Origin of the sequence: Pectobacterium carotovorum (assembly GCA_016415585.1) — a bacterium.
Taxonomy (GTDB): Bacteria; Pseudomonadota; Gammaproteobacteria; order Enterobacterales; family Enterobacteriaceae; genus Pectobacterium; species Pectobacterium carotovorum_K.
In genome coordinates this window covers 813,341-837,596 of the sequence record CP066552.1, presented here as the reverse complement: position 1 = coordinate 837,596, position 24,256 = coordinate 813,341, and the positions used below count along the sequence as shown (strand labels likewise).

Here is a 24,256-nt window from a genome sequence, read left to right as displayed (position 1 = left end):
GAAACCCTGTTCCAATTGTGAAAGTAATCACGCTTCTCTCGGTTATACGGCGAAAAATCAGGCGGTAATAACACTGTGCCATTTTCAATATATTGTGACCACTTCGACATATTCAGTTTTTATCCCTTGTAGGTATTGTGTCTTTTTGTGCTGCTGTGCTTATATGAATTGGCGATTGAATAACTCATTCAAACACAACACTCGACCGCAATTAGTTCGAACATAACTAACTTGAACATAAATAGGATTCCCGTGACGCACTACACTTCTTCCACTTCAGCACTACTACACACCGCGCATGTTGACGCGGTCGTCGTCGTGCGCGTGGTCGTCGTGGTCGTCGTCGGCAGCGCGCCGTAACGGGTTCCGAATCGAAGATTCTCAAACCCCGCCGGCGCAAGCCGAGCGGGGTTTCTTGTTTCTACCCTCCCCGCTCCGACACCGCACCGGCCCTGATGAAGGATGTAAACATGCGTTATACAGGCGCTCAGTTAATTGTTCGGCTGCTCGAACAGCAGGGTATCACCACCGTAGCGGGCATTCCCGGCGGCGCGGCCCTGCCGTTATATGATGCACTGGGTCAAAGTAAGACGATTCGCCACGTTCTGGCTCGCCACGAGCAAGGCGCTGGATTTATGGCACAAGGCATGGCGCGAGCCAGCGGACGCGCTGCGGTTTGCATGGCTTCCAGCGGGCCGGGGGCGACCAACCTGCTCACCGCCATCGCCGATGCCAAACTGGATTCGATCCCGCTGGTGTGTATCACTGGTCAGGTGCCTTCCAGCATGATCGGTACCGATGCGTTTCAGGAAGTCGACACCTACGGCATTTCTATTCCCGTCACCAAACATAACTATCTGGTTCGCGACATCAACGAACTGCCGCGTGTGATTCCAGAAGCCTTTCGCATCGCACAGTCGGGCCGTCCCGGTCCGGTGTGGATCGATATTCCAAAAGATATCCAGAATGCGACCATTGAGCTGAGCGAACTGCCAGACGTCTTTCCTCTCGATACGCCACCCGCTATCCCTCAGCAGGAAATCGAGCGTGCTGCGGCCATGATTAACGCGGCTCAGCGTCCGGTGCTCTATCTCGGCGGCGGGATTGTTAGCGGCGTCGCGCACGAACAGGCGGTTCAACTGGCGGAACGTTCCAGCCTGCCAACCACCATGACGCTGATGGCGCTGGGTACGATGCCTGTCGATCATCCCCTGTCGCTCGGTATGCTGGGCATGCACGCCGCACGATCAACCAATCTGATCTTACAACAGGCAGATTTGTTAATTGTGCTGGGGGCGCGTTTTGACGATCGCGCGATTGGTAAAGCGGAACAGTTTTGCCCGAATGCCAGCATCATTCACATCGATATTGATCCCGCCGAACTGGGTAAGATCCGCCAGCCACACGTGGCGATCAATGCAGATGTCGCGCAAGCGCTGGATCAGCTGCTGCCACATATTGCGCCACAGCAGCGTGACGTATGGCGTGCCACCGTCTGCGGGCTGCAACAGGAATTTCCGTTCAGCATGCCGGGCGCTGACGATCCATTGAGCCATTATGGTCTGGTTCAGGCCACGGCACAGGCGCTGACGGATGATGCCATCATCACGACCGATGTCGGCCAGCATCAGATGTGGGTCGCGCAGTCTTATCCTCTGCGTCGTCCACGCCAATGGCTGACATCCGGCGGGTTTGGGACGATGGGTTTTGGCCTGCCTGCGGCGATTGGCGCGGCGCTGGCTGAACCGGATCGCACCGTGGTGTGTTTCTCTGGTGATGGCAGCCTGATGATGAATATTCAGGAAATGGCAACCGCGGCAGAAGAAGGACTTAACGTAAAAATCGTCCTGATGAACAACCAGTCACTCGGTCTGGTTCACCAGCAACAGGATATGTTTTTCCAGAAGCGCATCTTCGCGGCCGATTACCGCTACAGCGCGAATTTCCTCGCGATTGCCGCAGGCTTCGGCTTTGCAACTTGCGATCTGAACGCCGCCGCCGATCCACAGGCCGCGCTGCAAGAGATGCTCAACCAACCAGGCCCTGCGCTGATCCACGTACTCATTGACGCCAATGAAAAAGTGTTACCCATCGTGCCACCGGGCGCCGCGAACATCGATATGATCGGAGATTAATGACTATGTCAATTCAACTAACTTCGCCAACGCAATCAACGTCAAATCAGGTCACGCTGGAGCTCTCGGTACGCAACCACCCCGGCGTCATGTCACACGTTTGTGGCCTGTTTGCCCGTCGCGCATTTAACGTGGAAGGCATTCTGTGTATGCCGCTGGCAAATGGCGAGGAAAGCCGGATCTGGCTACTTGTCAAAGATGACCAGCGGCTACAGCAAATGATCAGTCAGGTGGAAAAACTGGAGGACGTCCTTCAGGTACGCCGTCACGGTGAAGAAATGCGTATTTTCGAGCAGGTCGCCGAGTTCTACTGCTAAATGGCTTGGCCGGGTCTTTCCCGGCCTGCCCAACCTTACCCGTTTAACACCTGCCATAGCAGATGGCGGTAAACTGGCATCAGCGGGTGCTGAATCAGTACGATCGACAAGGCAACCGCCGCCACAGACATCACGGGCGCGACCCAGCGCAGACGTCTGAGCGGCATCTTTCTGCTAAACCAGTCATGATGTTTACGCTTATCACTGTGCCACCAGCGCCAGTTTAGCCAGCCTGCGCCCCACACCATGATGGCAGTAATCAGCAGCAGCCACTTAAATCCTGCGCTATTCGTCCCCGCGGGAATATCAATCGCAACGCCAGCCAGAATGCCAGGTAAGAAGTAAGCCGGCGGCCACAGCAGGCAGCCGATGATATTCGGCACGGCAAATTTATAAGGCGGTAACCCCAGCATCCCCGCCACCATCGGGATAAGCGGACGCGTCGGGCCGACAAAACGCCCGATCAGTATCGTCGGCATCGGGTGCTGATACAGGGCATATTCGGTTTTACTCAGCAACGCCTGATGCTTTTTCAGGAAAGACCAGTTATGCAGCGGTGCCTTAAAGCGCATGCCAATGAAATAGGAAATCCAGTCCCCTAGCAGGCAACCGATAATCCCTGCCGCCCACGCCGGGTAAAGCCCCATTTGTCCGCTGCCGATCAGTGCTCCCAGCGTTGCCATCATCACCGTTCCCGGCAACAGCAGCCCTACCAGAGCCAGAGATTCTAAAAAGGCAACCAGCATGACGGCGATCAGTGAATACGCCAGCGATTGAGTAACCAGATGATCCAGCCACGCTTCCATAAACCTACCCATATTTTATAAAAACAAGGATTGTCTGGATCATAGCAGAAGCCGTCAACTCCTGATTTCTCCCCATAATTCTACTGCCGCTACAGCAAAAACCAGCAATATCCTACTGAAAATATGTAGCAGGGTTTATCTATCCAGTACTGAAGCTCTCTCAGCCTTCAGATGGTGAAAGCATGTACATTTTGATAAATATCAACTATTAAAATTATTAGCACACACCCAATATCATTTTCCAATTCAAGCCGTTAGCTCAACTTGAGTCATGTCGTTTTCTGTTCAATTCTTTTGCACCGACGAGCGTCAACACTTATGATAGCAGTCATTTTTTGCCACTGTGCCGCGCTGCCACTATGTTTTTTAAACTACTCAACCATTTCGGATTACGACGTCTTATCCTACTTCTGGCAGTGGCAAGCGCACTGGTGACGCTGGCAAACAGTTTTTATGCCAGCTATCGCGTCCAACGAGAGCTTCTGATTGATAACACACTGGAAGCCAACCGCGTCTACGCCACCAAACTTTCGGCAATGACCCATTCTTTCTTTAAAGAAGCCCAGCAGCAGCTAGCCTATAGCGCCAATATCGTCGCAACCCAGATGGATGATAAGACTAGCCTGCTTAAAGAAGCCGACCGCCTGCGGCTACAGACCAGCAACTTCAATTCTGTTGTCATTGCTGATGAAAAAGGTATCGTCAGAGCCACGTCACCCGATACGTTCCAATTAATCGGGAAAAGCCTGACAACAGACGGCGCTCTTGAAGCCCTGAAAGAAAAGCAGCCTCTTATCAGCCAGCCCTATGTGTCTGCCGCCAATAACTTCATCGTACTGATATCTTCGCCGATTTTCACACGGGACGGCCGCTACAAAGGGTTTATCGGTGGATCGATCTACCTTAAACAGCCCAGCGTTCTCAATACATTATTAGACAAACACTATTACCGCGACGGCTCTTATATCTATGTCACCGATAAAGATAGGAAGACGTTGTACCACCGTGATATGGAGCGTATTGGCAAAATAGATACCAACGACCTGACACTCGAGGCACTGCCCGATAGTAACAGTAGCCAGCATGTCACTAACTATTTAGGTGAAAAAATGTTGGCAGGCTACGCTATTGAATCAACCTCACAGTGGGTGATTGTGGCGTTACGCCCAACGGACATTACACTGAAACCGTTGGATGGCTTAATGCTGAACGTGTTACGCCACACGCTCCCACTCGCGCTTTTGACCATCTTCTGCGTCTGGCTGCTTGCTCGGCTCATCGCCCAGCCTCTGTGGCTATTGGCGCGTAGCGCCAATAAGATGGATGCAACGGACGTTTCCGACGATATTCGAAATATTCACTCCTGGTATTTTGAAGCTTCGCAGCTCAAACAGGCGATGTTACTGGGTATCGATCTACTCCAGCGCAAGATTGGTAAGTTGCGTTCTGAGGCACACTCAGATCCAATGACCGAACTGCTCAATCGTCGTGGGTTGGATAGCGCTCTCCGTTACTGGCAGATGGGACAGAAAAGTTTTGCCGTCGTCGCACTGGATATTGATCGCTTCAAACGCATCAATGACACCTATGGGCATGACGTTGGGGACAATGTCATTCGTTATTTGTCACAGTTGATTCGTACCAGCTCGCGTGACTCAGATATTCTGTGCCGCAGTGGCGGTGAAGAGTTTCTTATCCTGCTACCGGAAACCAGCCTGGATGTCGCACTCAACATTGCCGAACGGTTGCGGCAGCGCACACAGGAATCAACCATTCCTGTCGTAGGTAGCATTACGATCTCATTGGGTGTCGCGCTGTGGCAGCCGAGCGTGAGTAATATATCGATCGAGCGAACCTTCAAACTGGCGGATGAAGCCCTATACCAAGCCAAACAGGAAGGCCGCAACCGTGTGGTCTCTGCCTCCAGCGGAGAGCAGTAATCCAATCCCCCTTCTTTATATACAGGTGATGTTGCTGGACATTACCTGTATAAATAACCATACTTATCCCTACTATCCTTCCTTAATCCCGCTTGCTATAAAAGGCCGCTTAGTGACTCAGGTTCGTCAAGGGTTTCTACTGACCCGCCACTGGAACGACACACCAGCAGGCACGCAGGTTGAATTCTGGCTGGCCACCGATGAGGGGCCACTTCTTGCACGGCTACCGGTACAAGAGTCCATTGCCTTTATTCCCGCGCAACAGGAAGCTCGGGCAAGAACGCTCTTACAGCAGGAAAAACGCTGGCAGTTAAAACCACTCGCCATGCAGGACTTCCACCATCAGCCGCTGTTGGGGTTGTATTGCCCACAATATCGTCAGTTGCTGCGGCTGGAAAAATTGCTACGCGAGGGAGGTGTTCAAGTCTACGAAGCGGATACTCGCCCGACGGAACGTTTTCTGATGGAGCGCTTTATCACCGCGCCCGTGTGGTTTAGCGGTAACCCAACGTCAGGTAGCTTGCTGACGGAAGCCCGCATGAAACCCAATCCCGACTATCGCCCTACGCTCAAACTGGTGTCGCTGGATATCGAGACCACCCGCCACGGCGAGCTTTACTGCATCGGGCTGGAAGGCTGCGGACAGCGTCAAGTTTACATGCTCGGCCCGCCGAACGGCACGCCTGCTAAACACGAAGATTTTAATCTTGAGTACGTCGCCAGCCGCCCGCTACTGTTGGAAAAGCTGAATACCTGGATGCAGCAGCACGATCCCGATGCCATCATCGGCTGGAATCTGGTGCAGTTTGATCTACGTGTCTTGCAGAAACATGCCGAACGCTACAACATTCCGCTCAAGCTGGGGCGTAACGGACAGGCGTTAGAATGGCGGGAACACGGCTTTAAACAGGGGCATTTTTTTGCCAGCGCCACCGGCCGCCTGATTATTGACGGCATTGAAGCCCTCAAATCCGCAACGTGGAATTTTGCCTCGTTTAGTCTGGAATTTGTCGCACAGTCGCTGCTGGGGGAAGGAAAAGCTATCGGCACACCCTATCAGCGAATGGATGAAATCGACCGCCGTTTTGCCGAGGATAAACCTGCTCTCGCTCGCTATAACCTGCAAGACTGCGAATTGGTCACGCGTATTTTCGACAAAACCGAGCTGCTGCCTTTTTTGCTAGAGCGCGCTAGCGTCACCGGACTGGCAGCCGATCGCAGCGGGGGTTCCGTCGCAGCATTTTACCACCTTTATTTACCGCGCATGCATCGCATGGGTTACGTTGCCCCGAATCTCGGTGACGTCGCGCTTGAAGCCAGCCCCGGCGGATTTGTGATGGATTCGCGTCCCGGCCTGTATGATTCAGTGCTCGTACTGGATTACAAAAGCCTCTACCCTTCGATTATCCGCACGTTCCTGATCGACCCGGTCGGGCTGGTGGTGGGAACACAGAATCCAGACGCTCAGCACGCAGTCTCCGGTTTTCGCGGCGCGTGGTTCTCCCGCGAACAGCACTGCTTACCGGCGATTGTCGAGCAAATCTGGCAAGGGCGCGAAGCGGCGAAGCGCGCCAATAATAAACCGCTGTCTCAAGCGCTAAAAATCATCATGAATGCCTTTTACGGCGTACTAGGAGCCACAGGCTGCCGCTTCTTCGACCCACGTCTCGCCTCCTCCATCACCCTACGCGGCCATGAAATCATGCGCAAAACGCGCGAACTGATCGAGGAACAGGGCTATCAGGTGATTTATGGCGATACCGACTCCACCTTTGTCTGGTTGAAGCACGCACATAGCGAAGAAGAAGCAGCAAAGATTGGCAAAACGCTGGTGCAACACGTTAACCAATGGTGGACACAGCACCTGCAAGACACTCAGCAGTTGACCAGTGCGCTGGAGCTGGAATTTGAAACGCATTTTCGCCGCTTCCTGATGCCAACGATTCGCGGCGCGGAACAAGGCAGTAAAAAACGCTACGCCGGCCTGATCGACACGCCACAAGGCGAAAAAATGGTGTTCAAAGGGCTGGAAACCGTGCGTACCGACTGGACACCGTTGGCGCAGCAGTTTCAGCAGCAGCTCTATCTGCTGATTTTTCAGCAACAGCCTTATCAGGACTGGCTGAGGGATTATGTCGATCGTACCCTGAACGGGGATTTTGACGATCTGCTGATCTACCGTAAACGGCTGCGCCGTCGGCTCGATGATTACCAGCGCAACGTGCCGCCCCACGCCAGAGCCGCGAAAATCGCCGATGACTATAACCGCCAGCAGGGACGACCGCTGCAATACCAAAACGGCGGCTGGATCAGCTATGTGATGACCGTCAATGGCCCCGAACCATTGGAAACCCGGCATGCTCCGCTGGATTACCAGCATTATGTCGAACGCCAGCTCCAGCCCGTCGCGGATGCCATTCTACCGTTCCTGCACGACGATTTTGCTACGCTGGTAACAGGTCAGATGGGCCTGTTTTAAATGGCAGACATTCATGTTTTTAGATGAAAGGGGTTAATTCGCGCCATAGCAAGTTTGAGGGGTGACGAACGCACCGTCATCTATTACCATAACGCCCTTTCTGAATTTGCATCAGCAGCATTATCGGCAACCGATAATGTAATCAGACATTCCTCCGACACAGACGAACATCGAGCTAAGAATTTATGCCTTTTACACTTGGTCAGCGCTGGATCAGCGATACGGAAAGCGAACTTGGACTGGGAACGGTTGTTGCCGTCGATACACGTATGATTACGCTGCTTTTCCCTGCCAGCGGTGAAAACCGACTTTATTCCCGCAGCGACGCCCCCATCACCCGCGTGATGTTCAATCCCGGCGATACCGTCACCAGCCATGAAGGCTGGCAGCTCAAAGTGGATGACGTGCGAGAAGAAAAAGGGTTGCTGGTGTATTGCGGCCAACGCCTGGACGATGAAACGTCGGCGGAACTGCGTGAAGTCTTCCTCGACAGCAAACTGACGTTCAACAAACCGCAAGATCGCCTGTTCGCCGGACAGATCGATCGTATGGATCGCTTTGCTCTGCGCTATCGCGCCCGTAAGCACCAGAACGAGCAGGCTCTGCAACAGTGGGGCGGATTGCGTGGCATGCGTGCCAGCCTTATCCCCCATCAGCTTCATATCGCTCATGAAGTCGGCCAACGCCACGCGCCACGCGTTTTGCTGGCGGACGAAGTCGGTCTGGGAAAAACCATTGAGGCAGGGATGATCATCCACCAGCAGCTGCTGGCGGGTCGTGCCAGTCGCGTGCTGATTGTCGTGCCGGAAACCTTGCAACATCAGTGGCTGGTCGAAATGCTGCGCCGCTTTAACCTGCTGTTCTCACTGTTTGACGACGAGCGCTATGCCGAAGCCAAGCTGGACAGCAGCAATCCGTTTGAAACTGAACAGCTGGTGATCTGCTCACTGGGATTTGTTCAACGCAGCGCCCAGCGCTTTGCGCAGCTCGTCAACGCCGACTGGGATCTGCTGGTGGTGGATGAAGCCCACCATCTGGTCTGGAGCGAAGAAAGCCCTAGCCCGGAATATCAGGCCATTGAAACGCTGGCACGCGCCACGCCAGCCGTTCTGCTCTTAACGGCAACGCCAGAACAGCTCGGCCAACAGAGCCACTTTGCGCGCTTACGCCTGCTCGATCCCAACCGTTTCCACGACTATCAAGAATTCGTTGCTGAACAGCAGCAGTACCGCCCGGTTGCCGATGCCGTCACGCTGCTGTTAGCAGGCGAAAAAGCCCAAACGGCTGAACTGAATGCGCTAAGCGATCTGCTGGGCGAGCAGGACATTGAACCACTGCTGAAAGCCATCAACAGCGACAGCGATGACAATCAGAAGGCGCGTCAGGAACTGATCACCATGCTGATGGATCGCCACGGCACCAGCCGTGTGCTGTTCCGTAACACGCGTCAGGGGGTTAAAGGCTTCCCGCATCGTGTCCTGCATCAAATCCGCCTGCCGCTGCCGGCGCAGTACCAAACGGCGATTAAAGTGTCCGGCATTATGAACGCGAACAAGGCGCTGGAAGTCCGCGCCCGCGACATGCTGTACCCGGAACAAATTTATCAACAGCTCGAAGGGGACGATGCCACCTGGTGGAACTTCGATCCACGCGTAGAATGGTTACTGAACTACCTGACCGCCAATCGTGATGAAAAAATCCTGGTGATCTGTGCACAGGCAGCCACCGCGCTACAGCTGGAACAAGTGCTGCGCACGCGTGAAGCCATCCGCGCCGCCGTCTTCCATGAAGGGCTGTCGATTCTTGAACGTGACCGTGCCGCCGCCTATTTTGCTTCTGAAGAAGAAGGCGCACAGGTGCTGATTTGTTCAGAGATCGGTTCCGAAGGCCGTAACTTCCAGTTTGCCAGCCATTTAGTGATGTTCGATCTGCCGTTTAACCCCGACCTGCTGGAACAGCGTATTGGTCGTCTGGACCGTATCGGGCAGGCAAAAGAAATTCAGATTCTGGTGCCGTATCTGGAAAACACCGCGCAGGCGTTGCTGGTTCGCTGGTATCACGAAGGGCTGGATGCGTTTGAGCACACCTGCCCGACGGGTCGTACCATTTATGATACGCACCATGCTCAGTTGATCGAGCGGCTGACAACGGTTGGCGAACAGCAGGGACTGGATGAATTTATCCATACGTGCCGCCAACAGCACGACAACCTGAAGCAACAGCTTGAGCAAGGCCGCGATCGCCTGCTGGAAATGCATTCTAACGGTGGCGAACAAGCTCAACTGTTAGCGCAGGCCATTGCCGAACAGGATAATGACGTCAATCTGGTGACATTTGCACTGAACTTGTTTGATATTGTTGGCATCAATCAGGAAGATCGCAGCGATAATCTGATCATCCTAACGCCATCCGATCATATGCTGGTGCCGGATTTCCCGGGCCTGCCGCAGGACGGCTGTACGATCACTTTCGATCGCGATCAGGCGCTCTCTCGCGAAGACGCACAGTTTATCAGTTGGGAACATCCGCTCATCCGTAACGGACTCGATCTGGTGCTGTCCGGCGATACCGGAAGCTGTGCAGTGTCGCTGCTGAAAAATAAAGCGCTGCCAGTCGGCACGCTGCTGGCTGAGCTGGTTTACGTGGTGGAAGCACAGGCACCGAAACACCTGCAACTGACCCGCTTCCTGCCGCCAACACCGGTTCGCCTGCTGATGGACCGTAAAGGCACCAATCTGGCGGAGCAGGTTGAGTTTGAGAGCTTCAACCGCCAGCTCAACGCCGTAAACCGTCATACGTCCAGCAAGCTGGTGAATGCGGTACAGCCCGATGTTCACGCCATGCTGCAACAAGCGGAAGCGCTGGTAGAAACGCAGGCGCGCCAGCTCATCACCGAGGCTCAGGAGCAGGCTGACCTGCAATTGCGCCGCGAACTGGAACGTCTGGAAGCGCTGAAAGCCGTCAACCCCAACATTCGTGAAGATGAGCTGACCGCACTGGAAAACCAGCGCGAGCAGGTGCTGAGCAACCTGCACGAAGCCAACTGGCGTCTGGATGCTATTCGTCTGGTTGTGGTGTCACATCAGTAAACGTTTCTGACAGCGGTATAGGCATAAACCTCATACCGCTGTTATAAAGACACGTTGTTTGCAAAATCGAGATACACGGGCATACCACGGGGCGAGGTCTCCCTGCGGGAACCTCATCCCCGTGTTCTCCCTAATATCACACATTATATGTTGTCTGAAGGTGCTCCGATGGAACCCTATAACCCACCTACCGATCCTTGGTTGCATATTCTGTATCAGGATCAGCACATCATGGTGGTGAATAAACCCAGCGGTCTGCTGTCGGTTCCCGGCCGCGCGCCAGAACACAAAGACAGCGTCATGAGCCGCATTCAGGCTGACCACCCGACGGCAGAATCTGTGCATCGTCTGGATATGGCAACCAGCGGCGTGATTGCCGTTGCACTCACGAAAGCCGCCGAGCGTGAATTAAAACGTCAGTTTCGCGAGCGTGAACCCAAGAAATCCTACCTTGCCCGCGTCTGGGGACATATGGCGCAGGATGAGGGCGTCATCGATCTGCCGCTGATCTGTGACTGGCCGAACCGCCCGAAACAGAAAGTCTGCTTTGAAACAGGAAAATCGGCACAGACGGAGTATCAGGTACTGTCGCGTGACGCTGACGGTACAACACGCGTCAAACTGATGCCGATTACCGGTCGCTCTCATCAACTACGTGTCCACCTGCTCGCGCTGGACCACCCTATTCTCGGCGATGGCTTTTATGCGCATCCCGATGCCAAAGCGCTGGCCCCCCGCCTTTTACTGCACGCACAAGAACTGGCCATCACCCACCCAGCATTCAATACCCCAATGCACTTTCGTTGCGAAGCGGATTTCTGAAGCAAACTCACTGACGGTATTTGCAAATCGGGTTTGGTGGAGCAGTAAAACGGGGAAGTAATAAGAAGAGGAAGGATGCGGATTATTTTGTCTGATTCGCGCTTTTCAACAGTTCATAGGCGGCCTGAATATCCTGCGCTTTGCGTTTGGCCATCTCCATCATCCTTGGCGAAAGCTTCTTGGCGACCAGCTTATCGGGATGATGTTCGCTCATGAGTTTGCGGTAGGCGCGCTTAATCGTCACGGCGTCATCGCTGCTGCGCACGCCCAGCGTACGACAGGCACTTTCGACTGTTGGCCCTCGCGGCGGTGAGGCTGGACGTTGGCCGCCATAAGAGTGTCCGTTGGAGTAGCCCCCGCTGGAGTGACCGTTACTGTGGCGCTGATGCGATTTACCGTTCTGGCGTGACTGATTCTGCCGCGACTGCTGCCCCGTGGTACTTTCCATATTCCGCAGAAAAAACTCAAACTGCTCACGCGTCACGCCCAGCTCATCGGCAATCACGTACAACACGCGTCGCTCGTTCGGATGCAGAACGCCATCAACAAACGCGACCTGAAGCTGAATTTCCAGAAACATCTTAATTAAATCAAAACGTCCCAGACAAGCATCGCGCAGCTTGCGTAATTTTATTCGCAGAGGGAAATGGGTGGTCTTTCCTTCGCGGAATGCCCGTTGAGCGGCAGCTCTAGCCTCACCAAACAGCTCAAGACGATCCATCATTTTGGTTGCGATCTTGATATCGGCTTCCGTCACCCGGCCTTTGGATTTGGTCAGGTGTCCCATGGCCTGAAAGGTCGTGAGAAAGAACAATGACTGGCGAGTAGACTGAGCGGAGAAATAATCACGGCGACGCGATGCCCGGGCTTTGTCAACCCAATGCCCCATCAGTAAGCCCATGACCATTCCCCAGATGCCAGCGCTTGAGACGATTCCCAGCGCCAACCCCAGCAACTTTCCCCAATACCGCATATACTCCTCAAATCCTCATGCCGTCAGCCAAAAATTGCTTTATCATACCTGTCATTTATCTTTGCACCTAACGGCGGTGCGTATAGGCGGTGGGGATTTAACACTGGCGCAACGCTAACGAGTGATATAGTCTCTGACCGTTTGCCGGCATGATGCCCCTGATGACGGAACACCTGATACCACGTATGAAAAAAAGTTTCCCAACTCTGCTGGCCACTCTGGTTTGGTCGGCGCTTTACAGCCAGCACGCGCTGGCCGATCTCGCTCAACAGTGCATGCTGGGTGTACCTACGTACAACAGACCACTGGTAACAGGCGATCCCAACCAGCTGCCGGTCAATATTCAGGCCGACAAAACCGAAGCCAACTATCCCGACAATGCCAAATTCATCGGCAATGTTAACATCCAGCAGGGTAACAGCGTCATGACCGCCGAACAGGTGGAGCTGAACCAGTTGGATCCGGCAACGCAGGGTAGCACACCCACGCGTACTATTACCGCGACGGGAAATGTCCACTACGACGACAATCAGGTCATCCTGAAAGGCCCTAAAGCCTGGGCCAACCTGAACACCAAAGATACCGACGTCTATGAAGGCGACTATCAGATGGTGGGCCGTCAAGGGCGTGGTTCCGCCGACAAAATGAAAATGCGTGACAGCAATCGCTACACCATTCTGGAAAACGGCTCCTTCACTTCCTGTCTGCCGGGAGATAATAGCTGGAGTGTCGTCGGTTCGGAAGTGATTCAAGACAGAGAAGAGCAGGTTGCTGAAATCTGGAACGCACGTTTCAAGATTGCTGGCGTACCTGTGTTCTATAGCCCGTATTTACAGCTTCCTATCGGCGATAAACGACGCTCTGGCTTCCTGATCCCCAATGCGAAATATGGTAGCAGCAATGGCTTCGAACTGCTGACGCCCTATTACTGGAATATCGCCCCTAATTTTGACGCCACGATCACCCCGCATCTGCAAACTAAACGTGGTATGCAGTGGCAGAACGAATTCCGCTACCTGACCACACCGGGTCTTGGTGTCATTCAGTTCGACTGGCTGCCCAGCGACAATGAATACGCTAAAGTCTCCCCGCAAGATAGTAACGACAACCGCTGGTTGTTCCACTGGGGTCACAGCGGCGTGATGGATCAGGTGTGGCGTTTTAACGCGGACTACACAAAAGTCAGCGACGACCGCTACTTTACCGATCTAGATTCGCATTACGGTTCGACCACCGATGGCTACGTCCCCCAAAAGCTCAGTGCAGGCTATGCGAACCAAAACTGGGACACCACGTTGTCCAGCAGACGGTTCCAGGTCTTTTCTAATGCGACTAGCCATGATGTTTATCGTGCTGAGCCACAGCTCGATATCAATTATTACCAGAATGATATCGGTCCAATTGATATACACCTTTATGGTCAGGCGGTAAAATTTACCAACGTCAACGACAATCGCCCAGAAGCGACTCGTCTGCATGCTGAGCCAACGCTGAGCCTCCCGCTAGCAAACCGCTGGGCCAGCCTGAATACCGAAGTTAAGCTATTAGCGACGCATTACCAGCAGGATAATCTGGATCGTTACCGTGCTTCCTCGACTCCAAACATTGACCAAGGTACAAAAGATGCACTGAAAGACTCGGTTAACCGAGTCATGCCGCAATATAAAGTCGATGGCAAAATGGTCTTTGAGCGCGAGATGGACTGGTCGCAGGCTTATACCCAGACGCTGGAACCTCGAGCGCAGTACCTGTACGTCCCTTATCGCGATCAGAGCAGTATTCATACCTATGACTCCACGCTGATGCAGACCGACTATTCCGGCCTGTTCCGCGATCGCAGTTACAGCGGTCTGGATCGCATCGCGTCCGCAAATCAGATTGCGACGGGTGTCACGACACGTATTTATGATGATGCGTTGGTTGAACGTTTTAACGCTTCTATTGGTCAAATCTATTACTTCGATCGCCCACGCACGGGTGACCGTAATACGTCGCTCGATAAAAGCGATAACAACGGTAGCCAGGTATGGGCAGGTGACTCCTTCCTGAGAATCGATGACGGGTGGGGCATTCGCGGTGGTCTACAGTATGACAATCGACTGAACGAAGTCGCACTGGGCGATGCCGTGTTAGAATACCGCCGCGATGCAGAACGTCTGGTGCAGCTAAACTATCGTTATGCCAGCCCTGAATACATTCGGGATATGATTCCGAATGTGACGAACCCTGGCTTCCAACAAGGTATCTCACAGGTTGGTGTTACCGCGAGCTGGCCGATCGCCGAACGTTGGGCAGTGGTTGGGGCTTATTACTACGACACCAAAGCCAATCAGCCAGCAAACCAGCTAATTGGCTTACAGTATAATACTTGCTGTTGGGCCGTGAGCGTCGGTTATGAACGCAAAATTACCGACTGGAACAGTGCCAGCCGCAGTAGTGAATACGACAACCAAGTGTCATTTAATATTGAATTACGTGGTTTAAGCAGTAATTACGGTCTGGGTTCCGACAAAATGCTGCGTTCAGGTATTTTGCCTTACCAGCGTGCATTCTGATGTCATACAGAGTGCAGGGCCGATAAACACAAACAGTCTGTCTTACGGAAATGTTGGAACTTTAACCCGCCTTGCGGATGAAATAATGGGAAAGGTATGAAGAACTGGAGAACGCTTATTCTCGGATTGGCACTGAGTGCCTCTACCGCGTTCGCAGCACCACAGGTGGTTGATAAAGTCGCAGCAGTGGTCGACAACGGCGTCGTATTGGAAAGTGATGTAAACAGTCTTTTACAGTCGGTAAAATTGAACGCCCAACAAGCCGGGCAGCAGTTGCCGGATGACGCCACGCTACGTCATCAGATTACCGATCGCCTGATCATGGACAACATCATCCTGCAAATGGCGCAGAAGATGGGCATTCAGGTGACGGATGAGCAATTAGAGCAGGCGATTACCAATATTTCCGCTCAGAACCGGATGTCCCTGGATCAGCTAAAAAGCCAGTTGGCTTATGAAGGTCTGAGCTACAACACCTACCGTAACCAGATTCGCAAAGAGATGCTGATTTCGGAAGTGCGTAACAACGAAGTCCGTCGTCGCGTCACCGTACTGCCTCAGGAAGTCGATACGCTGGCTAAGCAAATCGCCACCCAGACTGGTGAAAACGATGAGCTGAACCTGAGCCACATTCTGATCCCATTACCGGAAAACCCGACTCAGCAGCAGGTTGATGAAGCGGAAAATCTGGCAACATCGCTGGTGAAGCAAATCAGTGAAGGCGCAGATTTTGGTAAGCTGGCCATTACTTATTCATCTGATTCTCAGGCGCTGAAAGGCGGCCAAATGGGCTGGGGCAAGCTACAGGAGATCCCAACACTGTTTGCCGAACGCTTAACACAGGCGCAGAAAGGTCAGGTCGTCGGCCCGATCCGTTCTGGTGTAGGTTTCCACATTCTGAAAGTGAACGATATTCGCGGCGGTAACAAAAGCGTATCGGTAACTGAAACGCATGCTCGCCATATTCTGATCAAACCGTCTGTCGTCATGACGGACAGCCAGGCGCAAGCCAAGCTGGCCGAAGTGGCACAGCAGATCAAAAACGGCAGCACTGATTTCGCTTCACAAGCCAAACTGCTCTCTCAGGATCCAGGTTCAGCAAATCAGGGCGGCGACCTTGGCTGGGCTTCTCCAGATATGTACGATCCGGCCTTCCGCGATGCGTTGTTGAAACTGAAGAAAGGCGAAATCAGTCAGCCCGTTCATTCCTCTTTTGGCTGGCACCTGATTCAGCTGCTGGATACCCGTCAGGTTGATAAAACCGACGCAGCGCAAAAAGAGCAGGCGTACCGTATGATCTTTAATCGTAAATTCGCTGAAGAAGCGCAAACCTGGATGCAGGAACAGCGTGCAGCGGCCTATGTCAAAGTGATTAATGGTGCCAGTAACTAATGCAGATTGAAACTCATGCAGACTGAGAGCAATACGCCACGCGTTGTGATCACCCCCGGCGAACCCGCCGGGATTGGCCCCGATCTGGTGATTGCTCTGGCTCAGCAGGCCTGGCCTGTAGAGCTCGTGATCTGTGCGGATCCTGACCTGTTGCTCAGTCGCGCAGTGCAGTTGTCGATGCCGCTGACGCTGCGTGACTATCAACCCGGCCAGCCCGCACAGCCACAACAGGCGGGTAGCCTGACCATTCTGCCGATCGCCGCACCAGCAACCATCATTCCAGGCCAATTGAATGTCGCTAACAGCGCTTATGTCGTTGAGACGTTGGCGCGTGCTTGCGATGGCTGCCTGAACAGCGAATTCGCCGCGCTGATTACCGGCCCGGTGCATAAAGGCATTATCAACGATGCTGGTGTCCCATTCAGCGGACACACTGAATTTTTCGCCGATCGCAGCCGCTGTGACCGTGTCGTCATGATGCTGGCAACAGAAGAACTGCGTGTTGCCTTAGCGACCACGCATCTTCCGCTGGCCGCTGTTTCTGCAGCGATTACCCGCCAGAGCCTGCACGAAGTCATCACGATTTTGCACCATGATTTGCAGACAAAATTCGGCATTGCTCAACCGCAGATTTATGTGTGTGGGCTAAATCCCCATGCCGGTGAAGGCGGCCATATGGGCCGTGAAGAGCTGGATGTAATTAACCCCGCGCTGGACGAACTCCGGCAACAGGGCATCACACTAGTTGGACCGTTGCCTGCCGACACGCTTTTCCAGCCCAAGTATCTGCAACACGCTGACGCCGTTTTGGCGATGTACCACGATCAAGGGCTCCCGGTTCTGAAATATCAGGGCTTCGGGCGCGCCGTTAATATCACGTTGGGGTTACCTTTTATTCGTACGTCGGTCGATCACGGTACAGCGCTAGAGCTGGCCGCAACTGGCAGCGCCGACCCCGGCAGCTTCATCACGGCATTAAATCTTGCCATTAAAATGATAAAACACAGTAATGAATAATCGCGTACACCAAGGTCACTTCGCCCGTAAACGTTTTGGGCAAAACTTTTTAAACGATCACTTCGTGATCGATAGCATCGTTTCGGCGATTCATCCTCAGCCAGGTCAAGCGATCGTTGAGATCGGTCCCGGCCTCGGCGCGTTGACCGCGCCCGTTGGCGATCGAATGGATCGTTTTACCGTTATTGAGCTGGATAGGGATCTGGCCGCGCGGTTGGAAACGCATCCGACGCTGAAAGACAAGCTGACGATTATTCAGCAAGATGCCATGACGATCGATTTCGCCGCGCTCGCTGAACAGGCTGGGCAACCGCTGCGTGTTTTCGGCAACCTGCCGTATAATATTTCCACGCCGCTGATGTTCCACTTATTCACCTATACTCAATCTATCCGCGACATGCACTTTATGTTGCAGAAAGAGGTGGTTAACCGCTTGGTGGCAGGACCGAACAGTAAAGCTTTTGGACGCCTGAGCGTCATGGCACAGTATTATTGTCAGATAATCCCAGTGCTTGAAGTACCACCAGAGGCATTCAAGCCCGCGCCTAAAGTTGACTCCGCCGTAGTGCGACTCGTTCCTCATGCCGAGATCCCCTACCCGGTCAGCGACATTCGCGTGCTGAGCCGCATCACGACGGAAGCGTTTAACCAGCGCCGTAAGACATTGCGTAACAGTCTGGGCAACCTGTTCACCCCGGAAATCCTCACCGAACTGGGGATCAATGTCACCAGTCGCGCAGAGAATGTGACCGTTGAGCAATATTGCCGATTGGCGAACTGGCTGAGCGAGCATCCTGCAAAACAGGAATAACTGGAGTTCATCATGATTAATGCGCCCCGTGTTTGTTTACAGGTTCAGAGCTTCTACGTGGAATCACAGTCGGAGCCTGATGAAGAACGTTTCGTGTTTGCTTACACGATTACGATCCGCAATCTGGGGCGTCATGAAGTCCAGCTTTTGGGGCGTTATTGGCAGATCACCAACGGTAACGGTCGCCAGACTGAAGTTCAGGGTGAAGGCGTCGTCGGCGAAAAGCCGATTATCCAGCCCGGTGGCGAATTCCACTATACCAGCGGTGCCGTCATAGAAACGCCTCTTGGCACGATGGAAGGCCACTACCATATGGTTGACCATCAAGGTAAAGCGTTTCAGGTCCCAATCCCCGTTTTCCGTCTGGCTATCCCTTCACTGATACATTAATTATGTCTACCTATTTAGTTGGCGATGTTCACGGCTGTTACGTTGAACTCAACGCGCTATTGGCGCAAGTTTCCTTTAATCCAGAACAAGATACACTTTGGTTAACGGGCGATTTAGTCGCACGGGGGCCGGACTCGCTTCAGGTTCTGCGGCTTGTTCGTTCTCTCGGTTCCTCTGTCCGTATGGTGCTTGGCAATCACGATCTGCATCTTCTGGCCGTTTATGCCGGTATCAGCCGTAATAAGCCGAAAGATCGTCTCAACGATCTCTTCACCGCACCGGACGCCGACGAGCTTATCAACTGGCTACGCCGCCAGCCGATTCTACAGGTTGATGAAGAGTTGAAACTGGTCATGGCGCACGCGGGCATCACACCGCAGTGGGATCTGCCGACGGCGCTCATGTGCGCACGCGAAGTCGAGTCGATCCTGAGCAGCGACAGCTACCCGCTTTTCCTCGATGCCATGTATGGCGATATGCCGAACCATTGGAGCCCAGAGCTCAGCGGTCTGGCTCGTCTACGCTTTAGCACCAACGTCTTTACCCGTATGCGCTACTGCTTCTCTGCCGGACAACTGGATATGCTCTGCAAAGAGCCGCCGAGTCAGGCTCCTTCTCTGCTCAAACCGTGGTTTGAGCTGCCGAGCCAGGTTGCAGGGGAATACGCCATTGCCTTCGGCCATTGGGCATCACTGGAAGGGAAAGGCACGCCGGAAAACATTTACGCACTGGATACCGGGTGCTGTTGGGGGGGGAGAACTGACAATGCTACGTTGGGACGATAAGCGCTATTTCACGCAACCATCACTCTCATCAAGCACCGAACTCTCTGGCGAGATCGCACCCTTAGCGGATGAGTAAAGGCTAGAAAGCATTCACTCTATCGCCAGTGCTGGTTTCATAGAAAAGGGAAAGCCGTCCCAGACTGAGCCTTTTGGGATGGCGGCACGACCAACTCCTCGGTGGGAATCGACCAGATGCCACCACCAAGAAACCCAGCTAAACCAACGGCTTCTACGTCGCCTGACGGTAATTCACGGCGGCGTGGATCGCTCAGACGGTCAGTATTCAGATTACGGTTTCTATTCGTCATGCGTACTGTCTCCTACCTATCAAAGGCTGCGACTCAACGGAATTTCGATTTAACGACGAAAGCCGTTACTCATTTTTATACTAACGATGACAGATGACGGAAATGTGACCCATTCGCGCGACGAAATGAAGAGATAACCTCCTTACTGTGGTTGCTTATAGGTTTCAACGCCGGATTTTGTCAGCGGTTGAGATGCCGCAGAATATTGCACCACCAGCATCCCTATAACGATTAACGCGACACCCGCTATTCGCCCCAGCGTAGCAGGCTTCACTGCCAGCCCCATCAAACCAAAATGATCGATAATCAGCGATGCCACAACCTGACCCGCAATCACACAGACAATAAAGCCTGAGGCACCGAGCTTTGGCGTCAGCAATAACGCAGCGGTGATATAAGCGACACCCGCCACCCCACCCAGCCAGATCCACCACGGCCCCTGCAAGGCATTGCCAAGCGTTGGCGTAGGCACCCGAGCAGCAAACAGAATCGGCAGCAGCACGCAGATGCTGACCAGCAGGGACACCAGCGTTGCCCAAAGCGGATGACCTAACGAGCGACCCAACACCGCATTGCTGGCAGCCTGAAAAGGCACAATGCTCCCAGCAAATACCGCAATACCCAGCGGCAGCAATAATGAGAGAGAAAAAGAAGAGAATAACGACATGGAGCCCCCTGATTCACAATATAAGTTCACAACACAATTGGGATGTTCCAATACTCACCCATCCATTAAACTGATGGAAATTCGTAATTCATACGGAAGGCATTCACAGAATGGATGATTTACGTCGTATCGATATGAATCTGCTGCTCACGCTTCATGCGCTGTTGACGGAAAAACACGTCACACGGGCAGCGCTTCGTCTACACCGCAGCCAGCCTGCCGTCAGCCATTCATTATCACAGCTACGCCAGATTTTTAACGATCCGCTGTTAGTTCGGCGTGAGGCTGGCCTGACGCTCACGACCCGTGCTCAGGCGCTACTCGGCCCGCTGGAACAGGCGCTTGATCAGTTGAACGAGCTTATCCAGGCACCGAAGTTCGATCCGCGTCATAGCACGCGGCATTTCCGGTTAGCGCTCTCCGATTACGGTACGAATGCCGTCTTGCCAACGCTCATGCGGCATCTACGCACACAGGCACCCGGCATTTCTCTGGCCGTCAGCCATGCCGGCCGTGAAATGATGCTGGCACAGTTGATCGATGGACAAATCGACTTAGGCCTCGGCGTGTTTCCTGAGCGCCCATCCGAGGTAAACGCCGAACTTCTCTTTGAAGAACAGTTTGCCTGTCTGGCCGACCGCGCCACGCTGCCAGAAAACGGTACGCTGTCGTTTGAGGCATGGCTGGAACGGCCACATATTCTGGTCACGATGCATCCTGATTCAGCCAATGAAATTGACAGCGCGCTGGCTACAAACGGCCTAGCGCGCAATGTCGTGCTAACTCTGCCCCACTGGCATGCCGCCATCAATCTCATTGCCGGTACTGATCTGATTCTAACCGCTGCACGGCGCAGCATGGCCCGCATCACTACGCCAGATTTGTACATTTTTCCGCCGCCGTTCACGATACCCGATTTTGCATTCCAGCAGGTGTGGCATACGCGACGCGAGAGCGATCCTGCACATCGCTGGCTGAGAAACGCCATTTGGGAAAGCTGTCAGTCGGGGAAGTAAACATCGGGCCAGAAACGAAAAAAACCCGCAACAAGGCGGGTTTAGCTCTTCACCGTTTACTGACAGAATGTTATCGCAGGAAAGCGCGCTTAGCGACGCTCCAGAATTTCGAAGCAGTAACTGTGTGAGTTACGCTCGTCAGCATCATGGAACTCGCTGAAAACAGACTGCCATTCATCCGGCTCATAGTCAGGGAAATGCGTGTCGCCTTCCACTTCGGCATCAATGTGCGTCAGATAGAGGCGGTTAGCCTGCGGCAGCATTTGTTGATAGATACTGCCGCCGCCAATCACCATCACTTCCTCGACGTCGCCCGCCGCCGCCAGCGCAGCGTCCAACGAGGAGACCCAGGTCACACGATCGTCATCACTGGGATGATTGCTGACGACAATGTTCAGTCGGCCGGGCAGCGGCTGGCCGATAGAACGAAAAGTGTTACGCCCCATAATAATCGGCTTATTAAGTGTATTACGCTTAAACCATGCCAGATCGGCTGGCAAATGCCACGGCATCGCGTTTTCCATGCCAATCACGCGATCCACTGCCAGTGCAGCAATCAAACTAATAACCATGGTGAAAAACCCTGTAGGTCAGAAAATTGCTGACACTATACGGAAAGCCCTTTCGCTCGTCGACATAGATACAAGACCGAAACGTAATATAAGAGTTTTATACTCCCGGCCGTTTACGGTAGAGCCAGATCCCCGGTAAAGACAGACCGATAGAGAGCGCGCCGACGATAAAACTGGCCTTCAGGAAATTGGTCATCATGGCGTTCATCAGCGCTTCGCTGTAGCCAAGATGCGAAATTTCCACCACCGAAATCATCGCCGTGTAGGCAGAAATGCCGGGGAACATCGGGATCACCGCCGCTACGGTAAAGACTTTCGGATGCGCCAGCAGCCAGCGTGACCAGCGAATACCGATAATGCCAATTAGGATCGCCGCCAAAAACGACGCCCACTCGATATTCATGCCGAAATGTATCGCCAGAAACCGTACGCCATGCCCGACACCGCCCAGCAGCGCACAGTAAGGCAGCACTTTCAGCGGTACGTTGAAGACCATCGCAAACCCCAACGCAGGGACCGCCGCCAGCACCATATCCTGCAACAGTGCCCACAGTAAACTTAAGCCCATCCGCGTAACCCCCACAACGACATCGCCATCACGACCCCAATACAGGTTGCCAGCGTCAGTAAACTCGCGACCGTCCAGCGTGCCAGACCGGTATTCACGTGCCCTTTAAACATATCGGCCACGGCGTTAATCAGCGGGAAACCGGGAACCAGCAGCAACACGCTCGCCGCCATCGCTACCGTCGAGGTTTGAGAAAAAGCAGGTAAACGCATCAGCAGCCCAGATGCCGACGTCGCCACAAACGCCGTAATACAGAAGTTGATCAACGGGTTCAGGTGTCGCGCCGTAAACACTTGGCGAACATACATTGCCAGACCGCTAGCAATCAGCGTGACGATAAACGCATCCCACCCGCCACCGTTCAAACGGCTGAAGCAGCCGCAGGAGAGTGCCACAACGGAAACCATCAGCCAACGCGGATAGCGCAGCGGTTTGATATTTCCCAGACGCTTTTCTACGCCCGCCACATCCAGCAGTTTATGCTCGGCCATGATGACCGCATGCTGAACTTCAATCACGACGTGCATATTAATGCCGCGATCCACATTCTTGCGTGTCGACGTCATACAATGCCCCTGCATGATGGTGGTCAGTACAATCGAATTTGCTGAGATGGAGCTCTCAACGCTATCAGCACCGAGCGCCATACCCAGCCGTGACGACAGCTGTTCAACCACCATACTCTCCGCGCCATGCTGTAACAGCAGCAGCGCACATTGAATGCACAGTCGGGTTATTTCCCGCTGCTGTGGCGCTTCATCCATCCGTTTTTCGCCACTTAGTAGTTTTGCACTACTTAATAGTTCACGGTTCTCACGTTCACTGACCATGTTGTTATCTCAACCTGCCCCTGAAATTAACCACAAAAAACCAAAGGATAATTGTTAACATATCGCCGCCGAATAACCAATAAGTGTGATGCGAATTCATTATTCTGACGCTATCATTTCAAACGTTCTTACTATTTCACTCTCTGGGATGACCATGTTAGAAACATCGCTGTTTGTCGCCACTATCGCCACGCTGGGGATGCTCTCTCCCGGCCCCGACTTTTTCCTCGTCATCAAGAACGCGACACGCTACCCACGCGTTGCCGCACTGATGACCGCGTTTGGCGTAATCTGCGGCGTGGCAACTCACATGGCATACTGCGTCGCTGGGCTAGCCGTCGTCATCACCACCACGCCGTGGCTGTTTAATGTACTGAAATATGCGGGCGCCGCCTATCTGATCTGGATCGGTATTCAGACATTATTATCGCGTGGCGGCGGCAAGATGGACATTTCACAACAGGGGCAGCAAAACGTCAGCTTGAAAAAAGCCTTCCTGCAAGGCTATCTCTGCAATCTGCTTAACCCAAAAGCCACACTGTTCTTTCTGGCGATGTTTACACAGGTGCTGAACATTCACTCCGGCTTTGGTGAAAAACTGTGGTACGCCATGATTATCTGGCTGTTATCCGTTGTCTGGTGGCCGCTGCTGGTGCTGCTTTTCCAAAGCGAGCCGGTACGACGTGGGCTGGCTAAAGCACAGAAACTGGTGGATAAGCTGCTGGGCACGGTGTTGATCGCGTTGGGTATCAAAGTGGCGCTGGGTTAACGCCTGAAATGTGAT

General features: G+C 53.5%; 20 protein-coding genes and 1 pseudogene. 14 read left to right on the top strand and 7 right to left on the bottom strand.

The features are described 5' to 3' along the window. Window positions 1-470 precede the first annotated feature (470 nt). Together ilvB and ilvN are read left to right on the top strand one after the other, a co-directional pair. Window positions 471-2,135: an acetolactate synthase large subunit gene (gene ilvB / locus JFY74_03685; protein ID QQG29175.1), complete on the top strand. Its 1,665-nt coding sequence runs from the start codon at window positions 471-473 to the stop codon at window positions 2,133-2,135. 5 nt (window positions 2,136-2,140) lie between these two features. Further along, window positions 2,141-2,452: an acetolactate synthase small subunit gene (gene ilvN, locus JFY74_03680; protein QQG29174.1), complete on the top strand. Its 312-nt coding sequence runs from the start codon at window positions 2,141-2,143 to the stop codon at window positions 2,450-2,452. Between the two features lie 35 nt (window positions 2,453-2,487). Here ilvN and JFY74_03675 read toward each other — a convergent pair whose 3' ends face one another. Next, the gene (locus JFY74_03675) at window positions 2,488-3,258 is read right to left on the bottom strand and encodes a DedA family protein (GenBank protein ID QQG29173.1); all 771 of its coding nucleotides are present in this window, start codon (window positions 3,256-3,258) and stop codon (window positions 2,488-2,490) included. 359 nt (window positions 3,259-3,617) lie between these two features. Between JFY74_03675 and JFY74_03670 the strand changes: the two genes are divergently transcribed. The 4 genes from JFY74_03670 to rluA all read left to right on the top strand — a co-directional run bounded on the left by JFY74_03670 (window position 3,618) and on the right by rluA (window position 11,588). Then, window positions 3,618-5,198: a GGDEF domain-containing protein gene (locus JFY74_03670; protein ID QQG29172.1), complete on the top strand. Its 1,581-nt coding sequence runs from the start codon at window positions 3,618-3,620 to the stop codon at window positions 5,196-5,198. Between the two features lie 112 nt (window positions 5,199-5,310). Next, window positions 5,311-7,677 carry a DNA polymerase II gene (locus JFY74_03665; protein QQG29171.1) on the top strand — a complete coding sequence of 789 codons (2,367 nt, stop codon included), beginning with the start codon at window positions 5,311-5,313 and terminating at the stop codon, window positions 7,675-7,677. 185 nt (window positions 7,678-7,862) lie between these two features. Further along, window positions 7,863-10,766, top strand: a complete 2,904-nt coding sequence (gene rapA / locus JFY74_03660) for an RNA polymerase-associated protein RapA (GenBank protein ID QQG29170.1) — start codon at window positions 7,863-7,865, stop codon at window positions 10,764-10,766. Between the two features lie 168 nt (window positions 10,767-10,934). After that, window positions 10,935-11,588, top strand: a complete 654-nt coding sequence (rluA, locus tag JFY74_03655; protein QQG29169.1) for a bifunctional tRNA pseudouridine(32) synthase/23S rRNA pseudouridine(746) synthase RluA — start codon at window positions 10,935-10,937, stop codon at window positions 11,586-11,588. An 82-nt stretch (window positions 11,589-11,670) separates the two neighbouring features. Here rluA and djlA read toward each other — a convergent pair whose 3' ends face one another. Further along, window positions 11,671-12,561, bottom strand: coding sequence for a co-chaperone DjlA (gene djlA, locus JFY74_03650; GenBank protein ID QQG29168.1), 891 nt, complete (start codon window positions 12,559-12,561; stop codon window positions 11,671-11,673). Window positions 12,562-12,710: 149 nt separating this feature from the next. Here djlA and lptD point away from each other — a divergent pair, with 149 nt between their 5' ends. The 6 genes and pseudogenes from lptD to apaH all read left to right on the top strand — a co-directional run bounded on the left by lptD (window position 12,711) and on the right by apaH (window position 19,587). Then, the gene (gene lptD, locus JFY74_03645) at window positions 12,711-15,116 is read left to right on the top strand and encodes an LPS assembly protein LptD (protein ID QQG29167.1); all 2,406 of its coding nucleotides are present in this window, start codon (window positions 12,711-12,713) and stop codon (window positions 15,114-15,116) included. Between the two features lie 96 nt (window positions 15,117-15,212). Continuing rightward, a complete protein-coding gene (gene surA, locus JFY74_03640) occupies window positions 15,213-16,508 on the top strand; it encodes a peptidylprolyl isomerase SurA (GenBank protein ID QQG29166.1) in 1,296 nt (431 codons plus the stop codon). A gap of 15 nt (window positions 16,509-16,523) precedes the next feature. Continuing rightward, a complete protein-coding gene (gene pdxA, locus JFY74_03635) occupies window positions 16,524-17,525 on the top strand; it encodes a 4-hydroxythreonine-4-phosphate dehydrogenase PdxA (GenBank protein ID QQG29165.1) in 1,002 nt (333 codons plus the stop codon). Then, on the top strand, window positions 17,518-18,336 hold the full coding sequence (gene rsmA / locus JFY74_03630) for a 16S rRNA (adenine(1518)-N(6)/adenine(1519)-N(6))-dimethyltransferase RsmA (protein ID QQG29164.1): 819 nt from the start codon (window positions 17,518-17,520) through the stop codon (window positions 18,334-18,336). Before pdxA ends, rsmA begins: the two co-directional genes overlap by 8 nt. A 12-nt stretch (window positions 18,337-18,348) precedes the next feature. Next, window positions 18,349-18,726, top strand: coding sequence for a Co2+/Mg2+ efflux protein ApaG (gene apaG, locus JFY74_03625; GenBank protein ID QQG29163.1), 378 nt, complete (start codon window positions 18,349-18,351; stop codon window positions 18,724-18,726). Window positions 18,727-18,728: 2 nt separating this feature from the next. Continuing rightward, a pseudogene (gene apaH, locus JFY74_03620) lies at window positions 18,729-19,587 on the top strand (bis(5'-nucleosyl)-tetraphosphatase (symmetrical) ApaH). A gap of 37 nt (window positions 19,588-19,624) precedes the next feature. Here apaH and JFY74_03615 read toward each other — a convergent pair. Then, window positions 19,625-19,819: a hypothetical protein gene (locus JFY74_03615; protein QQG29162.1), complete on the bottom strand. Its 195-nt coding sequence runs from the start codon at window positions 19,817-19,819 to the stop codon at window positions 19,625-19,627. Window positions 19,820-19,961: 142 nt separating this feature from the next. After that, complete coding sequence (locus JFY74_03610; GenBank protein QQG29161.1) at window positions 19,962-20,486, bottom strand: DMT family transporter; 525 nt, start codon at window positions 20,484-20,486, stop codon at window positions 19,962-19,964. 110 nt (window positions 20,487-20,596) lie between these two features. Between JFY74_03610 and JFY74_03605 the strand changes: the two genes are divergently transcribed. Then, window positions 20,597-21,502: a LysR family transcriptional regulator gene (locus JFY74_03605; protein ID QQG29160.1), complete on the top strand. Its 906-nt coding sequence runs from the start codon at window positions 20,597-20,599 to the stop codon at window positions 21,500-21,502. An 89-nt stretch (window positions 21,503-21,591) separates the two neighbouring features. Here the strand turns inward: JFY74_03605 and folA are convergent, their stop codons facing one another. The 3 genes from folA to JFY74_03590 form a co-directional block, all read right to left on the bottom strand. Next, window positions 21,592-22,074, bottom strand: coding sequence for a type 3 dihydrofolate reductase (folA, locus tag JFY74_03600; GenBank protein QQG29159.1), 483 nt, complete (start codon window positions 22,072-22,074; stop codon window positions 21,592-21,594). Window positions 22,075-22,171: 97 nt separating this feature from the next. Beyond that, complete coding sequence (locus tag JFY74_03595; GenBank protein ID QQG29158.1) at window positions 22,172-22,642, bottom strand: threonine/serine exporter; 471 nt, start codon at window positions 22,640-22,642, stop codon at window positions 22,172-22,174. Next, a complete protein-coding gene (locus JFY74_03590) occupies window positions 22,633-23,406 on the bottom strand; it encodes a threonine/serine exporter ThrE family protein (protein QQG30440.1) in 774 nt (257 codons plus the stop codon). Before JFY74_03590 ends, JFY74_03595 begins: the two co-directional genes overlap by 10 nt. Window positions 23,407-23,626: 220 nt before the next feature. On the opposite strand from JFY74_03590, the gene JFY74_03585 reads away from it, so the two are divergent. Further along, entirely contained in the window at window positions 23,627-24,241 is a 615-nt protein-coding gene (locus JFY74_03585; GenBank protein ID QQG29157.1) for a LysE family translocator, read from the top strand. Window positions 24,242-24,256 lie beyond the last annotated feature (15 nt).